The sequence below is a fragment of the Streptococcus pseudopneumoniae genome, from assembly GCF_001073085.1.
Classification (GTDB): Bacteria; Bacillota; Bacilli; order Lactobacillales; family Streptococcaceae; genus Streptococcus; species Streptococcus pseudopneumoniae_M.
The window spans coordinates 17,284-34,617 of the sequence record NZ_JVFV01000021.1; the positions used below are offsets into that span (position 1 = coordinate 17,284).

General features: G+C 40.2%; 21 protein-coding genes. All 21 read right to left on the reverse strand.

Annotation, left to right across the window (positions count from 1 at the left end; genetic code table 11):
- Positions 1-31 precede the first annotated feature (31 nt).
- The 21 genes from ADH90_RS04290 to infB all read right to left on the reverse strand — a co-directional run bounded on the left by ADH90_RS04290 (position 32) and on the right by infB (position 17,321).
- On the reverse strand, positions 32-526 hold the full coding sequence (locus ADH90_RS04290; RefSeq protein WP_000261775.1) for a PTS system mannose/fructose/N-acetylgalactosamine-transporter subunit IIB: 495 nt from the start codon (positions 524-526) through the stop codon (positions 32-34).
- Positions 527-540: 14 nt separating this feature from the next.
- Positions 541-978: a PTS sugar transporter subunit IIA gene (locus ADH90_RS04295; RefSeq protein ID WP_049527048.1), complete on the reverse strand. Its 438-nt coding sequence runs from the start codon at positions 976-978 to the stop codon at positions 541-543.
- A gap of 140 nt (positions 979-1,118) precedes the next feature.
- Positions 1,119-2,417: an ABC transporter substrate-binding protein gene (locus ADH90_RS04300; protein ID WP_049530113.1), complete on the reverse strand. Its 1,299-nt coding sequence runs from the start codon at positions 2,415-2,417 to the stop codon at positions 1,119-1,121.
- A complete protein-coding gene (locus ADH90_RS04305) occupies positions 2,414-3,097 on the reverse strand; it encodes a response regulator transcription factor (RefSeq protein ID WP_006147185.1) in 684 nt (227 codons plus the stop codon). The genes ADH90_RS04300 and ADH90_RS04305 overlap by 4 nt, the downstream gene beginning before the upstream one ends.
- Positions 3,098-3,103: 6 nt before the next feature.
- Positions 3,104-4,420, reverse strand: a complete 1,317-nt coding sequence (locus ADH90_RS04310) for a sensor histidine kinase (protein WP_049530114.1) — start codon at positions 4,418-4,420, stop codon at positions 3,104-3,106.
- Positions 4,420-5,403 carry a substrate-binding domain-containing protein gene (locus tag ADH90_RS04315; RefSeq protein ID WP_049530115.1) on the reverse strand — a complete coding sequence of 328 codons (984 nt, stop codon included), beginning with the start codon at positions 5,401-5,403 and terminating at the stop codon, positions 4,420-4,422. The genes ADH90_RS04310 and ADH90_RS04315 overlap by 1 nt, the downstream gene beginning before the upstream one ends.
- A gap of 189 nt (positions 5,404-5,592) precedes the next feature.
- Entirely contained in the window at positions 5,593-5,988 is a 396-nt protein-coding gene (locus ADH90_RS04320; protein ID WP_049530116.1) for a single-stranded DNA-binding protein, read from the reverse strand.
- 76 nt (positions 5,989-6,064) lie between these two features.
- On the reverse strand, positions 6,065-6,826 hold the full coding sequence (locus ADH90_RS04325; RefSeq protein WP_049530117.1) for an SDR family NAD(P)-dependent oxidoreductase: 762 nt from the start codon (positions 6,824-6,826) through the stop codon (positions 6,065-6,067).
- 41 nt (positions 6,827-6,867) lie between these two features.
- Positions 6,868-7,494: a YtpR family tRNA-binding protein gene (gene ytpR, locus ADH90_RS04330; RefSeq protein WP_049530118.1), complete on the reverse strand. Its 627-nt coding sequence runs from the start codon at positions 7,492-7,494 to the stop codon at positions 6,868-6,870.
- Positions 7,495-7,507: 13 nt separating this feature from the next.
- Positions 7,508-7,825 (reverse strand): thioredoxin family protein, encoded by a 318-nt coding sequence (locus ADH90_RS04335; protein WP_049530119.1) that lies wholly within the window; start codon positions 7,823-7,825, stop codon positions 7,508-7,510.
- The gene (locus ADH90_RS04340; protein ID WP_000850671.1) at positions 7,822-8,112 is read right to left on the reverse strand and encodes a DUF4651 domain-containing protein; all 291 of its coding nucleotides are present in this window, start codon (positions 8,110-8,112) and stop codon (positions 7,822-7,824) included. Before ADH90_RS04340 ends, ADH90_RS04335 begins: the two co-directional genes overlap by 4 nt.
- A 75-nt stretch (positions 8,113-8,187) precedes the next feature.
- Positions 8,188-8,442 (reverse strand): DUF1912 family protein, encoded by a 255-nt coding sequence (locus ADH90_RS04345; protein ID WP_004251830.1) that lies wholly within the window; start codon positions 8,440-8,442, stop codon positions 8,188-8,190.
- Positions 8,443-8,451: 9 nt separating this feature from the next.
- Entirely contained in the window at positions 8,452-9,786 is a 1,335-nt protein-coding gene (locus ADH90_RS04350; protein WP_049530120.1) for a DUF438 domain-containing protein, read from the reverse strand.
- Complete coding sequence (locus ADH90_RS04355; protein ID WP_000368732.1) at positions 9,786-10,019, reverse strand: DUF1858 domain-containing protein; 234 nt, start codon at positions 10,017-10,019, stop codon at positions 9,786-9,788. Before ADH90_RS04355 ends, ADH90_RS04350 begins: the two co-directional genes overlap by 1 nt.
- A 320-nt stretch (positions 10,020-10,339) precedes the next feature.
- A complete protein-coding gene (locus tag ADH90_RS04365; protein WP_049530122.1) occupies positions 10,340-10,522 on the reverse strand; it encodes a hypothetical protein in 183 nt (60 codons plus the stop codon).
- 1 nt (position 10,523) lies between these two features.
- A complete protein-coding gene (locus ADH90_RS04370; protein ID WP_049530123.1) occupies positions 10,524-11,303 on the reverse strand; it encodes a hypothetical protein in 780 nt (259 codons plus the stop codon).
- Between the two features lie 194 nt (positions 11,304-11,497).
- Positions 11,498-12,607, reverse strand: coding sequence for an SPFH domain-containing protein (locus ADH90_RS04375; RefSeq protein ID WP_049530124.1), 1,110 nt, complete (start codon positions 12,605-12,607; stop codon positions 11,498-11,500).
- A gap of 10 nt (positions 12,608-12,617) precedes the next feature.
- A complete protein-coding gene (locus tag ADH90_RS10790; protein ID WP_053092369.1) occupies positions 12,618-13,175 on the reverse strand; it encodes a hypothetical protein in 558 nt (185 codons plus the stop codon).
- 20 nt (positions 13,176-13,195) lie between these two features.
- The gene (locus tag ADH90_RS04385; protein WP_049530125.1) at positions 13,196-13,687 is read right to left on the reverse strand and encodes a hypothetical protein; all 492 of its coding nucleotides are present in this window, start codon (positions 13,685-13,687) and stop codon (positions 13,196-13,198) included.
- 279 nt (positions 13,688-13,966) lie between these two features.
- Positions 13,967-14,317, reverse strand: coding sequence for a 30S ribosome-binding factor RbfA (rbfA, locus tag ADH90_RS04390; protein WP_001273602.1), 351 nt, complete (start codon positions 14,315-14,317; stop codon positions 13,967-13,969).
- Positions 14,318-14,567: 250 nt separating this feature from the next.
- Complete coding sequence (infB, locus tag ADH90_RS04395; protein ID WP_049530126.1) at positions 14,568-17,321, reverse strand: translation initiation factor IF-2; 2,754 nt, start codon at positions 17,319-17,321, stop codon at positions 14,568-14,570.
- Positions 17,322-17,334 lie beyond the last annotated feature (13 nt).

The following is a 17,334-nucleotide window of genomic DNA, read 5'->3' on the forward strand; positions in this document are numbered from 1 at the left end:
TTTATTTACCTAACTAATAAAACTGTTAGGTTTAAAAACCAAATTTAGATTTGAAATCGTCCCAATAACCAATTGAGACATCCGGCAACAATTGGAATTTAACCTTGTAACCTGCTGCCTGAATTGCCTGAAAGGCTTCTGCTTCTTCTTGGGTGATGGATTGGTTATTGCCCAATTTCACTGCACCAGGTCTATCATTTGCAGGGCCAACGATGATTTCTTTAACATCTCCTGGGACAAAACCTTGATCCACCAAAATTTCCTTCATATCGATTGGGTTTTTGGTAATCAAGAAGTACCGACTGTCAGATTCCGTTACTTTTGCTGACTTTTCTTTAAAGGCTTCTTTTGTCCATACAAAGGTTTTCTTGTCTGATGCGCCTTTGTAAGCTTGGATCAAAACCTTGTTTGATGCTGCTGCATCGTTTACAGCAATCAAACCATCACATGGTTTTTCTTTTGCCCAGCGTGTGACTGTTTGACCGTGAATCATGCGGTCATCAATCCGTACAAATGTTACTACCATAAGGTACCTCCCTATTAAATATCGTCATCATCTTCTTCAGCACTAGTGGCTGAAACTTCAAAAGGTTGTAGTGCAGATTTTGCTTCTGATAAGATAGTTGCTGACAAATCGTCTCCATCCAACACATCCTTCATCACAACTGCTGTCAAGGCCATGGTGAGGTTCATCCCACCAAGGATCAAAGCTCCATCTAGCTTTCCAGCTTCTTCTAGGACAGTGGCTGCCGTGGTTAATGGACTACCACCTACAATGTCTGCCAAGACCAGCACAGAATCATCTGCTGTCAATTCTGAGATGCTCTCTCTAAAATCAACTGCAAAGTCATCGACCGATTTTCCTTCTTTAAGTCCAACTGCGATGACCTGATTCATCTTGTCACCAGCAAACATAGCTAGCGATGTTTTTAGTCCTTCTGCCAATCCACCATGACTGACTAAAATGAGGTATTTCATTTTACTACGCCTCCTTTATTTGACTCTATTGTAGAATATTTGGAAGCGCTTTTATATTGTCAAATGTCACATGATAAACATGACATTTAGCAACAAAAAAATGACATCTGTCACTTGACACAATGTCATCTTATTTTTCTTTAAACTCCTACCTGAAGACTACTTTCAATTTCCCTCTGAATTTGAGGCAGGCGGTTCTCGACATCTTGATCGCGCAAAGCATTGCCAATCAAGTAGTCCAGCTTTTCCAACATTTCTTTAGAGACATTCTTGGGACTACTTTCAACAGCTTGTTCCATGATACGATTCAAGGTCTGATTGGTCAAGGAATCCGTGCCAAAATCATCGACCTGTAGAAGATCTTTACTAGATTGACTTTGGACCACCTGTGGCATAACGGAAATCCCTTGAGATTGAGCAAAGAGGAGTTGTTGAATTTCTGGATCTTCTGTCAACAATTGCATCAATTCCCAAGCCAACTTGGAATGAGGAGTCCGAGCAGACATGGCAAAAGAAGTCGTCGTAACCAAAGTCGCCTTTGTAGCTTTTGACTTGGCAGGCATAGGGATACAGGTCCAGGTGAAGTTTGAATATTTTGAAACGTGGTAAGGATAAGGTTTATAGGTTCTATATTGAGCCAAAGTCATGGGATAAAAAGCGACTTTCCCCTGGTCAAAATCTTTGGAACTCACCTTATAGTTCTTATTCAGCTCTTCCAATTTTTGTAAAAAAGTCAATGATTCTTTGACTTCTGGAGCCGTAAGTTTGAGCATCCCACCTTGAAAGAGACTACCCCCATTTGCTGCCAAAGCTTCTTTCCAGGTATATTCTGTACTCCCAAACTGATCCAATTGACCATCTCCATTGGTATCTTTGGTTAGTTTTTTACAAATTGTATAGAACTCTTCCAAGCTCCAACCTTCCTTGGGAACCTCAATGCCTTCTTTGTCCAGCAAATCTTTATTGACACACATCAAAATAGGATTACTTTCATAAGGTAAGGCATAGGATTGCCCCTGATAGACACCTGATTCAAATGCAACAGGATAAAAAGCAGCTTGGTCTTCTTGATTCATATAGCCATTTAACTTTTCTAGAACGCCACGCGCCGCCAATAAGGACAGATCTTGCTCAGAAACCATAAACACATCCGGCGTCTTTCCGGAAACAATCTTTTCTGAGAGCCAGTCTGAATAATCCGACTGTGGAATCCCATTTTCATATTCCACACGGACATTAGGATGGGACTTTTCAAATTTTTGAATCGCAAGATCCAAAGCATGGGAGCGTTGACTGGTCGGTACATCCCAACTAGATCCTGCATAAACTCCTATATGGAGCACGATCGGTTGTTGTTTCCACCAATAAAAACCAGTACTCACAGAGACCACAAAAAGGAGAACGATTCCCCAACAAAGATGCTTTCGGTTTAATTTCATTCCGTATTTCCTTTTGAAAAATCGCGTCTAGTCACTCCTGTTTGAACTGACCAAATTGCTAATTGCGTTCGATCTCTTAGGTTTAATTTCGCCAAAATCGTTGATAAGTAATTGCGCACAGTTCCTTCTGATAAGAAGAGTTTTGCAGCAATTTCTTTGTTTGACTCGCCATAGCCGACTTCTTGAATAATTCGCCATTCTGTCGTGCTCAAATCCTTGACATTGTCCTCATCCACAGCAATAGAGAAATTCGATTTGGCCATTTGAGAGAAGATCTGAAAGACCTTGCTTGCGATATTGGGATTGATCATAGCTCCACCCTGATGCACCACCTTAATAGCCTCATAGAGCTCTTCTGTCGAGGCTCCCTTTAAGAGATATCCTGAAGCACCATACTTGAGTGCACTATAGATAAATTCATCATCGTCAAAAGTTGTTAAAATAATAATTTTGATATCCGGATAGTGTTCTTTTACTTCTTTTGTAGCCAAAACCCCATCCATGCCTGGCATCCGAATATCCATCAGGATCAGATCCGGATGCGTCTGTGGAATGCTGGACAAGACATGATTCCCATCTTCCACTGTAGCTACCACTTCGATGTCGGAGTGAGCCGACAAAATAATTTTCAAAGATTCTCGAATCAAGGCTTGGTCATCTGCCACCATTACTTTTATCACCATATCTTATCTCCCTTCTTTATATTTTGGTAAACTGACACGTGTGAAAAATCCATCGCGACTTTCAAATTGAAGCTGTCCTCCTAGTATGGAAATACGCTCCATCATCTGTTTGAGTCCATAACCATAAGTTAAGGTTTCAAACCCAACTCCATTGTCCTGCAACTCTATTATGTAATCTGCTTCATCCTCAAAAAAATGAAGTTCCATTCGACTAGCATGGCCGTGACGAACCGCATTGGTCATAGACTCTTGAATCACACGAAAAATCGTATCTTCAATCATGACGTCCATATCGACATCAACCCATTCATAGTTTAGATCAACTTGTAGGTTGGAAAGAATTTGATACTCGCGGATGGTCTTTTCTAAAGCATCTTTGAGAGTTCGTCCCTCAAGGGCTCCCGGACGAAGACGATTAAGAGAACCTCTCACATCTTGGATTCCTTCACGGACCACTTCTGATACGTTTTTCACCTGCTCTTTTGCTCGATTTGGATCGATATCAATCAAGACCCCAACAGCATCTAAACCTGCTGAGATGCCTGTTAGTGCGTGCCCCAGAGTATCATGAATCTCACGAGCAATCCGCTTACGCTCCCGATCCTCTGCAATCTTCTCAGACAAGGCCATATAATTGTTCAACTCCGTATTAACCTTGGACACCATGGCCAATTCTTCCTCTACTTCGTGGTTTTCCGCAAGGACGTTCATAATATAAAACAAAAGTGAAATAATGAAGAGTACCATATTCGAGGCATAAAGGGAATTCTTTAAGAAAAAGGCCAGAATGCGGATAGATTCAGGATAAAAATGAATATAGACATCTAAGGACGGAATCGGGAAGAAAAGCGAAAAGACATCTGAGTTTGTCACAAGGAGCATCAAAAAGCTCACTAGGATAAAGGCAAACCAATACTTCCGATCTCTCTTGGTATTCAACTCTTTGGAACCATAGAAGATATCCGCAAAAACCAAGAGAATAAGCCCGTTATAAGCTACATTTTGAACCCACATCAGAAGCAGCATCAGGAGAATCTCCAGAATATTCCTCTTATCAAAAATAGACCATCGACTCGTTTGAGGCCGATATCGACTCATCGATATCAAAGCAATCCCAGCAAACAAAACTGCAGACAACCAAAAAGTCGTAGATGGAGCAAAGGGAATACGCTCTAGACGCTCTAATAATAGAGAGGCTTGGCGTTGAGCTATGATATAATTGGTTGCTTGAAGATAGATGATACTGTTTAGCATAACAGCGATAAAATTGACGACCATAAGAATGGCCAAACTGTATCGAACACCTCTAAACTTTCTCATTACTGCCACCCATTCACATCAAACTGATCAATGTTTTCCTTTGTCATCATTTCAACTGGAATGTTCACCTCTTTGGTATAGCTCTTCCCTTCAGCAATATCTTGAATGACCTCCATCACGCGGTCTCCCATCTTCAAAGGAGACTGAGCAACGGTCCCCACAACATCATCCGTCGAGTGCAACAAAGATTTCATATCTGGTGAACCATCGATTCCATAAATTGCAATGGACTGGCTATTTCCTTGCTCCTTAATTGCAGCTAAAGCTCCTATAGCCGAGCGGTCATTTAAGGCAACCAAGGTATCAATTTCAATCCCTGATTGTAAAAAATTCTGGACAGCCGGCATGGCGATCTCCGTTTGCCCCTTGGTTTCTAGTTCCGATACAATCTGATAAGAACTTTGCCCCTCTATAGTGTCTTTAAACCCCTGAATCCGCGTATCTGCTGAGACAGTCCCTTTATGCTCCAAAAGGAGGACTCGAGCGCTAGAAGAACGTTTCATGAGCTCTTTAGCAATCATTACTCCCGCTTGGTAGTTATCAGATACAATACTTGCATCGGGCTTAAAATTTTTCAATTGGGTATCGACTGCAATGATTTTAATTCCTTGTTTTCTAGCTTTTTCAAGAGCAGTTAAAATGGACTGGCTATCCCCCTTGACCGGATTGATCACTATCATATCAACTTTTTGAGCACAAAAATCATCAATCTGTTGGCTCTGTCTTTCTTCGTCCAATTCTGGATCTCGGACGTAAACAAGAGCTCCTCTTTCATAGGCAATTCGACTAATTTCCGAATGAATACTTTTATAGAACCCATTGTTCATGGTCATATAGGTGACACCAATTTTAGTCTGATCCTTGATGCCACTTGTTTGACAACGGACGAAAACCCATAAGAGAACACAGACCACTGGAATCAGCAGTAATAGACGCTTTATCAGCCATTTCAACAATTCTATTTTCTCTTTATTTTTCTTCAAATTTCATTCCTTTTCTGAAAATTTTGAATATATATTACTTTATTCTACTACTTTTTCAAAAAAAGTGCTTGATTTTATTGTACAAGTGCATTTATTCGACCCATCTTAAGAAGTAATTTCCGAACAATACTACAAAAACAATAGAAAAAGCTGGTCTATAGGTGAACCAGCTCTTCTATTTGATTGATATTAAAATGGAAGTTCCTCCTCTTCCAAGACCAGGTCTAGCAAATCTTGTCCTGCATTATTTTCACGCATAGCACGTTGGGCACGGCTTTCTAAGAGTTGGAAACCTGTACAGAGAACTTCTGTTACATAATTGGTCTGGCCATTCTTCTCAAACTTACGGGTACGAAGTTCCCCATCCACAGAAATGAGACTACCTTTGCTTCCATAACTAGTCAAGGTTTCAGCCAATTTGCCCCAGACCACAATATTGATGAAGTCTGCTTCACGTTCCCCGTTTTGGTCCTTAAAACGACGATTGATGGCAATGGTCGCACGAGCAACTGACTTATCATTGTTGGTTTTGTGCAATTCTGGCGTCGCTACGATTCTTCCGATAAGAATAACTTTATTATACATTTTTTCATCCTCCTACTTATCTATTCGAAGGTAAAAGAAAAAAGTTACAAAATTTGTAACTTTTTTAAAAATAATGTTATTCTCTATGAATCATAAATCCAGTTGCCTGTTGATTGGCCATGATGGTCATATCTGTGATTTGTACGCGTCGTGGTTGACTGCTTACATAGACAACAGCATCTGCGATATCTTGCGCCTGCAAGGCTTCAAGTCCCTGATAGACCGTCACCGCCCGTGCCTCATCTCCATGGAAACGGACTTTTGAAAAATCAGTCTCTACAATACCAGGCTGAATAGTTGTCACCTTGATATCAGTCGCAATGGTATCAATCCGTAGTCCATCCGAAAAGGTCTTGACTGCAGCCTTGGTTGCTGAATAGACTGCTGCACCAGCGTAAGCGTAAATACCTGCGGTTGAACCCATATTAATGATATGGCCTTGATTTGCAGTCACCATAGAAGGCAAGAGACAACGAGTGACTGCCATCAAGCCCTTGACATTGGTATCCAGCATGGTCAGCATATCCAACTCTTCATAGTCCTGATAGGGAGCTAAGCCTAAAGCAAGTCCAGCGTTATTGACCAATATATCAATCTGACCCACAGTTTTTAGAATATCTGAACAGACAGTCTTAACCATGCTCATATCCGTAACATCTAAAGGAAAGGTCCAAACTTTTTGATTTGGAAAGATTTCTGCAAACTCAGTTTTGAGAGCTTCAAGTCTTTCTGTTCGACGCCCTGTGAGAACAATATTCTCACCTTTTTCTAGATAGGCACGCGCGATTGCTTCACCAATTCCTGATGTTGCACCTGTAATCACTACATTTTTTGCCATCTTACTTTCTCCTATCTAGTTTAATAAATACTAGTTACAAATTAAGCTGTCCAGTGTTTAGCCGGATCGAATGGAGTTCCAACAACTTGGTCTTCTGACAATTCAATGACACCACGTTTTTGTGGAGCATTTGGCAAATGCAATTCACGAGGACTACACATCATCCCAAAGCTCTTTTCCCCACGAAGTTCCCCTGGGAAAATGAGATTCCCTTTTGGCATCATAGCTCCTGGAAGAGCAACAATGGTTTTTAAACCGACACGCGCATTAGGAGCTCCTGCAACGATTTGCACTGTCTTATCACTCGCAACTGCCACTTGGCAGATATTGAGGTGATCACTATCTGGATGTGCTACCATCTCTACGATTTCACCAACGACAAATTTCGGTTCCTTGTCATTGATAATCTTTTCGGTAAAATCTTGAGCTTGCAATTCTTGGTTCAAACGAGCTACTTGGTCGTCAGTTAAAAAGACTTGCCCGCGCTCAGCGATTTCAAACATGCTAGAAACTTCAAAAATATTCCAAGCAACAGTTTCACCAGTTTCCTTTAGGAAAACACGTGCCACATTGCCTTTACGCTCAACATCTAGTTTGGCATCGCCACTGTTTTTCACGATGACCATAAGGACATCACCGACATGTTCTTTGTTATATGTAAAAATCATTCTTTCTTTTCTCCTATTTTAATTCTGCTAAAAAGTCGTTTATTTGTGCCTTGGTTTTACGGTCACGATTAACAAAGCGTCCAATCTCCTTGTCCTTATCTAAGACAATTAGACTTGGAATCCCGTATACATCCCATAGTTTTGCAAGTTCCATGTACTCATCTCGGTCGACACGTATAAAGGTAAACTCTGGATTGGTCTCTTCAATCTCTGGCAGAGCTGGATAGATATAGCGACAATCGCCACACCAATCTGCCACAAAAAGGAAAACCTTCTTGCCATCCTGTTCTACTAGATTTGCTAATTCTTCTATACTCTTAGGAGAAATCATATGACTTCCTCCTCGTAGATGAGATCCTCATCTTCGTAGACAAAGGTATAGTGACGACCATCTTCAAAAATAACACCACCAACAAGACGTTCTAAGCTACTTTCGTACACTTGGACATAGAGAGTTCCAATCTCACCCATTTCTGAGAAATAGTCACGCACAATAGCAGTTAACTCTTCCTGTGTCTTCATGAGTTTGTGATCATCAGCGACTTTCTTAGCACCAAAGGCAAGTGCTCCAAGCCCTGCCACGACTAAACCTGTTTTAATAATATTTTTCGTTTTCATGCTAACATTGTAACACAAAAAGGCTCAAGGAACAATGAAAAAGGGAGTCCCACTCCCCTTTCTAATTTCTAAACATTAATAATTTCTCTCACCAAACAAACCTTCTGGTAAATCATGGAATCCCTTGCCTGCCTTGAAGTTTTCAAACTTGCCTAGCAAGAACTGGTAGGCATCCAAACGACTCTCATAGCGAATCATGGCATCTTTAGCACGCTCATCTTGATCTTCTTCATAGACCTTTTGGCTTTCCTTGAGCGCCATATCATTAATCATGATTTGGGTATTAACCCAGGCTTCAAATTCCTTCATAAATTCTTGTTCGTAACTCATTGTTTCTCCTTATTCTATTCCTCGATAGTAATCTGTATCAATCTCACGGTAAGGCTGGATATCCTGAACATACTCCAATACACCTTGAAATTCTCCATTTTCATCGTGTACAGCAGCATAAGTGATATGGACAAACTTGCCTCGTGACTCGGACTTGAACCACATCTCGTACTTGTCTTTTTTCCCTTCACGAAGACCTTGCATAATCGCTTTGACTTTCTCCAAATATTTTGGTGGATGACATAGTTCGACATTTCGTCCAACTTGAGACGGTGTTCGCTTGAAAATCATCTCATCTGCTGGCGTATTGTCATTGTAATACTGGAAAATATCATCTTTATTGACAAAGGTAATCTCCATAGGCAGGTGGTTGAGGATAAGATTCGCCTGTTCAACTGAAAGATAGCCATTTCCAAAAGCCTGCTGACTATTTCGGTCCATCACTGCTTTCTTTTCCTTAGGTGTAAAGGTGATAGTAAACTGACCCTCTGGCGTATCGATCACTTGTTGAACCTGTCCATCTACAGTTTCTGACTGACTTGGTTCTTCTACACTTTTCTCCTCAACAAAACTTTGACGTTCAGGAACCCATTTTTCAGATGGCCGGATGATAGCATAGCCATAAGCATCACTTTCCTCAGCAATCTGAATCCAGTCATCCTGGGTGAAGGATTCGAGCAGAATCATGAGGAGGATGGACTCTTCCTTGAAAATCATACTCTCAAATTCAGTCGCAAAAGCCTCAAAATCTGCCTTTACAATACTAATGGATGTTTCTGGTAGTGACCTAACTGTCCCCAAGGCTTTTTGATAGAGTTCCCTAATCTGATCATCGACTCCCCACATGACTTTTGGAGGCGAATCATGTCCATAACGCTCCATGATAGGAAAGAAGAGTTCTTCCTTACGCTGGTAGTGACGGTCGAACTGACCTACAAGCCCCATCTGACGAACCAACCCCTTACGCATCTCCGCAAGCATTTCCTCATCTTCCATAGACTCATACGTGTCTAACAATCTTCGAACACGAATCAAGGCAGCACGGAGGGCTAGATTTTCATCCTTAAAAACACGCACAGGATGACCTGGATGCTCTGTATCTTCAACTTCGACGCCCTTAACAGCATTTTTAAAGAGATTAGCATGCACATCACAAAGTTCCATGACATCTTCAAAGGTAACGCCTGAGTCCGAGTTCATCAACTCGTGCTCCATAAGTGAAATCTCGATAGCTGACACACCTGTAAAGGTCGCATCAAAGCGTTCCTGAACGGACTCTGGTGAGGCTCCATTATGCAATTCTAATAAAATATCCCGCAGGATATGAATACGTTCATCTGTCATTAGTCTAACCCGATCACTTCGTAACCATTTGCTTCAAGCGTACGCACAATCTTATCCATAGGAGTTCCCTCCAGCTTAGACCCCTGTTTGAGCGATACTTTTCGTCCGACTGTATTTCGCATCAAAGGATTTGCAAGAGGTTTAAAACCGAGTTCTACTAGGATATCTAAAACTTCTGGATGCTTGTCCACCACTTCCGCAACAGGAATAGATACATCAATGATATTGTCCATCATAACCTCCATCATATTCTCTAACAGTTTTTCTTTTTTATTATACCACAAGGGCAAAGATTAAAAAACTAGCAGTAGAAGACTTGCTAGTTTATTTCGTATAATTTCATTATTTCTAATTATATAGACTTTTCCTAGTAAAACCTCAAAGTCTTAACCTAACCATGATCATCAGAGAAGTTTGAAAAATCAATCTATGATCTTGAAAAGAATCTTATAGAACAGTAATTGGAAGGCGAAAGAGATTAGAAACCAGAGAATTTTTATCAGACCAACAATTGGTGTTATAAAAAGAAGAGTTAAGAGCCTCCAAAAAGATTTCATTCTTTATCCTCCGGCTTCATCAACCAAGTAGCTGTATCCATAAGCTTATCTACGAGAAATAATTTCCCCAAACTAACGACTATGTTTCCATCTTTTTTTATGGTTTCTGCAACTTTTAAAGCTTGGGTTGTAAGAAGATAATTACCGTAGGTTTTGGCCAGTACTGTTATGATCCCCATGTCAATCTCCTTCTATGATTTCCACTTCTTTTCGGATAGTGGCAACATCTCTTTTATATTGTGCTTCATCGTAGTTAATCAATTTGGACAATTCTTTTTGCAATCTTTCTCCCATGGGTTTCATAGTCGCAAAAGTTAAGCCACCTGATAGGACTCCACCTAAGATAGGAATAACTTTCCCCATCCCCTTAGCCAATCCTCCCTTGGTCAGATTCACTCCAAATATTTTCAGAACTTTTTCCAAAATTGGATACCAAAGAGTCTTTGTCAAAGCCTTTTTGTTTACGATTTTCATCACTTGCTTAGCAACTGTAACACCACCAGAACGAAGTAGAGCGCCCGCACCATTTACTCCCAACATCACTCCCAGATAGAGCAAGAGCGTATTTTTGGCTTCTTCACTCAATTCATTTCGTGAAGCCCAAAGATCATCATAGCCGTAAATATAACCTAGCTCCTGAGCTAGTTTCAGTGAAAATGCGTAAAACTGGGCTACATCTGTCGGAATTGTAACCGCCATGGCAAGACCGCCAGGTAATCCAGCCAAAACAGATGTCCCACTTGCTAGCAAAACATTATCTTTAATACAGGCATTGGCCACTCGATCTAAGGTTTCCTGAGGTAATATAGCTGTCGGCCCTTCTTCCAATAATCTAGGAATATCCTTTGAAGCCACTTCCTTAGAGAATTTGTCCATCAAAAATTTTGACCGGTTCACTTTGACGACAGGAAGTTTTACTACCTGTTGCAACACTTGCATCGCCACATCTTCTTTAGCCATCTCTATCCCCATTTTTCATTCATATCAAGCTTTATCTTATCATATTTATGGAATAAATGATATTTTCAAGATTTATTTTCTTGATTTCTGCTCATCTAATCTGACTAGACAATGACCGACTTATAGCCATAAAAAAGAGGGTTGCCCCTCTTTCTGCTTAATGTTTATCCAGATTGCGTAGCATCTCGTCAATCTTATAAGTCCATAATTTCTTTTTTCTTTCGATCAAACTCTTCCTGAGATAATATATCTGCATCTAAAAGTGATTTGAGTTTAGTAAGAGCTTCGATTTGCTCATCAAAAGATAAACTTGGTTTAGTTGCTTTTTCATCTAACTGTTGTGCCATATTCATACCAAAAATCATCCCCGCACCATCTCCTAGCCCATGTTGTTCGATCCCTGATGCAACTTTTTGTTGTGCAGCAATATTAGAAGATTTCTGCGATACATCATCATAAGCTTTTAAATTCATCTTATTTGATGAAAATTGTTTAACCAGTTCCTTAGATTCTGGTGAGAACTCAATATTAGCAATAGCAACTTTTATAATTTCAAACCCAAAACGATCTTTCCAAGTACCAGCATACTGTTCATCATTCGATACTTGTTTTGCAAGTACTGATGCTTGTGATGGTAGCTGTGAGATACGATAAGTTGTTGATAACGAATTAAGGGCAACGGTAAAGGATTGAAGAAATTCCGTGACTATCTGAGCCCTTGCTTGAGCACTATCAAAGCTATAGTAGGTTACATTTGCAGGAAGGAAATTTTTTACAAACTTGATAGCGTCTGTAATTTGAATAGAAAAAGTTCCAAAAGCACGTACTTCTAAGTCTGTACCATAAAACAAGTCGTTATACATAACCGGACCACGAGTACCAAACCGAATATCGCGAATTTCTCTCAAATTGACAAAACAAATCTGTTTTTGCTGATCACTTTGTCCGCCAAATCCAACACGATTAACAACATTATCAAACAGTGATTTTTTTAGCCCATCACCATTAAAAACACTACTCTCCCCATTTTGATATTCATATCCACCTGGTTCAGTGATAATTTCTTCTATTCCAGACTGACTAAAAATAAAAGCAGCAGTATTTTCAGGAATAAATATCTTAGACCCATTTGAAATGACACCTATAGATCCTTTCGTATTGACACCCCTACCATTATTACTTTCTTGAACAACACCTGGACTTACAGCGGTGTGTTCATCAAAAGCATGAACTGTAATAATTTCTTTCCACTGATCTGCAAAAGTTCCACTAATTGAATCTGTAAATGCTTTAATTATTCCCATATTACATCTCCTACAAGGTCTGTTCCATATCGCAAAAACTACATTTGACAGTTTGTTTCACGGTTCCAGACAGAGGAGCTCCACAAAAACTGCATTTAGTAGATAGTTTCTCTGGTTCTGAATCCTTAATCCCAAACCCTGCTTTGAAAGTGTCAAACGTATCTTTTAGAGTCTCTGCTAAAATTTCTACACCAAATAAGCTATTATCACCCAAGGTTGCAAAGTTGCTTGTATCACCAGAGATTAATTTAATAATATTCGTTGCCCACTTTTCAGTATCCTTAGTATTAGAGAATGAGAAAATAACTTGTCCACCATTATAATAGATTTCTAATCGTTTAGAACCGTTAGTTTTAGTTACCGAAACTTGTGGTTTACCTTCAAAAATTTTAATCTGGTTAATGGGTATGGTAACTTGATCTTTTTTCCCTCCCCAAAAACCTTTTTTGATATGTATTAAGTGTAGATTCGTTAAAATTAATTCATCTGTAGCCAAACCATTTTTCCCAAAACTCACATGGTCGCTATTCATAACCATGTATTCATGAGGTAACAATTGATAGTCCATCCCGAACTCCATTCTTCTTATTAAAGACTAGCTTTCCACTGTTCTACTTGTTCATGTAGATTATCACGATAATCTTTTAGAGTCTTAATCACTTCTTCTTTCCCTTGAATCGGTGCTTTCTTTAGTGGACCATATTGTTTTTTCTGTTCTTCCATTTCTTTTTTAGTACTATCTTTTAATTCTTGGATAGAAGCACTATCTTCTAAAGCAGTTCCCTTAAAGGCTTCATCTGCTTCGGTATAGTAATTATTGACAATTTTCTCATACATAGTCAAATAATCTTCATAAGTTTTGATAGATTCAATTGTCTCATCACTGACATCTTGTGGATTAAAGTCACTTGAACTTAATTTATCTTTTGCTTTATATAAAAATCCTTTTTTCCCAGAACTTTCCGTTTTACTATCACTAGATAAATTACTTGTTTTTTCAGACAGAGAACTACAAGCAACTAGAGTAGAAACGGACAGACATAGTAAAGCTAAACGACAAACTTTTTTTACATTATTCATTAATAGAAACTCCTTTTATTTATGAAATTATCATATCATATTTCCTAAAAAAAAAAAGCATTTTCTGATTAGCAAATATTTTATAAATACATAATCCCATTTTTAAAAGAATATTTTTCCATTTAATACTCAATGAAAATCAAAGAGCAAACTAGGAAGCGAGCCACAGGCTGTACTTGAGTACGGCAAGACGAAGCTAACGTGGTTTGAATTTGATTTTTGAGAGTATTAAATTCCACCTATTTTCCACACAAAAAAGAGGGTTGCCCCTCCTTCTTCTTAATTCTTATCCAGATTGCGTAGCATCTCGTCAATCTTGTTTCCATATTCGATGGATTCGTCTTTGACGAAAGTTAAGTCTGGAATTTTGTACAATTTCAAATTGCGACCAAGTTCACGTTTGATAGTACCAGTTGCTTTTTCAAGTCCGACTTGAGCTTTTTGATTATCTGAAGCCAGGTTACTCAAAATAGTGTAGTAGACCTTAGCAACAGACAAGTCACCTAGCATCTGAACATCAGTGATAGTCACACCTTGGACACGTGGATCACGGACTTTCTTTTGCAAAATCTCATTGACTTCGCGCTTGATCTCCATGCCCACACGATCCGTACGGAAATGATTTGCCATATTTCTTCCTTTCTCTCAATTGAACCAAAAGCTAGGCCAGCAGACCTAGCTTTTCTTGAGTTATTGATAACCATTTCAAATTGAAATGAATTTCAATTTGAAACTACTCGCTTCTTTCGCCGTGGTGAAAGTTATGGAACTGCATTAGCGGTTTTATAACAGGGGATTTTTGAGACATTAGGCTCAAAAATAAGCAATGAAACCATGGGTTTGCTTGCGTCTTTCGCCACTTAAGAAAGGAGCAAAAATCTTATCGTTTGATTTCTTCCATGATATAAGCTTCAATCACATCATCCATCTTAAGATCATTGTAGCCGTCAATCATGAGACCACCTTCACGGCCGTTTGTAACTTCTTTAACGTCATCTTTATAGTGTTTCAAGCTAGCTAGAGCGCCATCGTAAATAACAACACCATCACGGATAACACGGACTTTAGAGTCACGGGTAACTTTACCGCTGGTAACCATGAATCCTCCGATTGTTCCCACTTTAGATACCTTGAAGGTTTCTCGGATGATCGCTTCACCAATAACTTTTTCTTTAAATTCTGGGTCAAGCATCCCTTTCATGGCTTCTTCCATCTCTTCGATAACCTTGTAAATAATACTGTGGAGACGGATTTCTACATCGTCAGCTTCTGCTTGTTGACGAGCTTGTGGTGTAGGACGCACGTTGAAACCAACGATAAAGGCATTTGAAGCCTCGGCAAGAGTCACGTCAGATTCATTGATAGCACCAACTGCTGAGTGAACAATGGTTACTTTAACGCCTTCCACATCAATCTTTTGAAGTGATGCAGAAAGAGCTTCAACAGAACCTTGTACGTCGGCTTTGATGATGACGTTAACTGACTTGAGTTCTCCTGCTTTAAGGGTATCAAAGAGGTTTTCAAGGCTAACACGTTGAGTAGCTTGACGTTGCTTCATAAGAGCACGTTTGGCACGTTCTTCACCAGCTGCACGCGCAGATTTTTCATCTTCGTAAACAGCAAAGTGGTCACCCGCCATTGGCGCTTCGTTCAAACCAGTGATCGATACTGGTGTTGATGGGCCTGCGACCTTCACACGACGTCCGAGGTCGTTGGTCATAGCACGGACACGTCCGAAAGTATTTCCGACAACGATTGGATCTTGAACGTTCAAAGTACCTTGTTGAACAAGAAGGGTTGCGACCGCACCTTTTCCTTTATCCAAACGAGCTTCGATAACAGTACCGATGGCACGAACTGTTGGATCAGCTTTGAGCTCTTGAATTTCAGCCACAAGTAGAACAGTTTCCAAGAGTTCATCGATATTTTGGTTGAACTTGGCTGAGATTTCTACGAACTCAGAATCTCCACCCCAAGCTGTTGACATAACACCATGTTCAGCCAATTCACCAATCACACGTTCTGGGTTGGCACCTGGTTTATCGATTTTGTTGATAGCTACGATGATTGGAACATTAGCCGCTTTTGAGTGGTTGATGGCTTCGATAGTCTGAGGCATTACCCCGTCATCTGCCGCTACGACCAAGATGGTAATATCGGTAACAGAAGCACCACGCGCACGCATAGAAGTAAAGGCCGCGTGTCCTGGTGTATCAAGGAAGGTAATCTTCTTCCCATTTTCTTCAATCTGATAAGCACCGATATGCTGAGTGATACCACCGGCTTCTCCCGTAGCAACACGAGAATTACGAAGGGTATCCAAAAGGGTTGTTTTACCATGGTCAACGTGTCCCATGATCGTTACAACTGGTGGACGTTCTACGAGTTCATCTTCATTGAGATAACCCTCTTCAGCAAAGAAACGTTCGATATCAGCATTGTCCACTTCAACCTTTTGTTTAGCTTCAATACCGTAATCTACCATGAGGAGTTCGATTGTTTCACCGTCCAAGGACTGGTTTTGTGTCGCCATCACACCCATCATGAAGAGTTTCTTAACAATCTCAGCTGGTTCGCGTTTGATACGTTTTGCGATTTCCGCAACGGTCATACCATCTGTATATTCAAATTCTGTTGGCAATTCATGGAACTTACGCTCTGTAACAGGTTTTGGTGCCTGATTACGGTTATTTTTGTTATTGCCTTTTTTATTCTTTTTGTTATTGTTCCAGTTACTATTTCTTTGATTTCTCACTTGATTTTGACTACTTCGATTCTTTTGTTGTTTTCTAGGACCATCTTCTTCGTGATCGTAATCATCACGATCTTTGTCTGGTCGGGCTTGTTTCTTACGACGTGTATCCACTACAGGTTCTTTAGCTGCAGGAGCTACTTCAACCACTGGTTGAACTGGCTGCGCTTGTTCAGCTAACTTAGCAGCTTCTTCAAAGATTTCCTCAGGTTCCTTGCGTTTGTTTGCTTGAGCCAAGGCTTCTTTGGCAGCTTGAGACTGCTTGAAGCGTTCCTCACTTGAACGAGCATATTCTGCATTTTGCTCTGCTTTTAGAGCAGCTGCACGGGCTTTGAAGTCAATGCGTGGTCCAGCCTGATTTGGACGTTTGTCCTCTTGCTGACGACGATCATTCCCACGATTTTGCTGACCTTGTTGTTTTTTACCTTGATCATTGAATCGACGGTTGTCACGATTGCCTTGACCTTGTTTACCACCATTACGGTTATCATTTTTTTGACGATTCCCATTTTGTTGATGGTCACGGTTATTACCCTTATTTTGCTTGCGTCGTTCAGCCTGCTCTTTTGCACGTGCTTCACGCTCAGCCTTAAAGTTTCGACTCTGCGGTTTTGCTGGTGCCACTTTTTCTTCTTTAGGAGCAACAGTTGCTGCTGGTTTTGCCTCTTCCTTAGTGACAACTGGTTTTGGAGCCACAGGTTTCGATTCTACCTTTGGAGCAGGAGCAGGTTTAAAACTTGCTACGATTTTTGAAGCAGCTGCTTCCTCCACACTTGATGAGTGGCTTTTCACATCCAAGCCCAACTCTTTTGCACGCGCTACAACTTCTTTACTTTCTTTTCCAAGTTCTTTTGCGATTTCGTACAATCTTTTCTTAGACAAATCATGTCCTCCT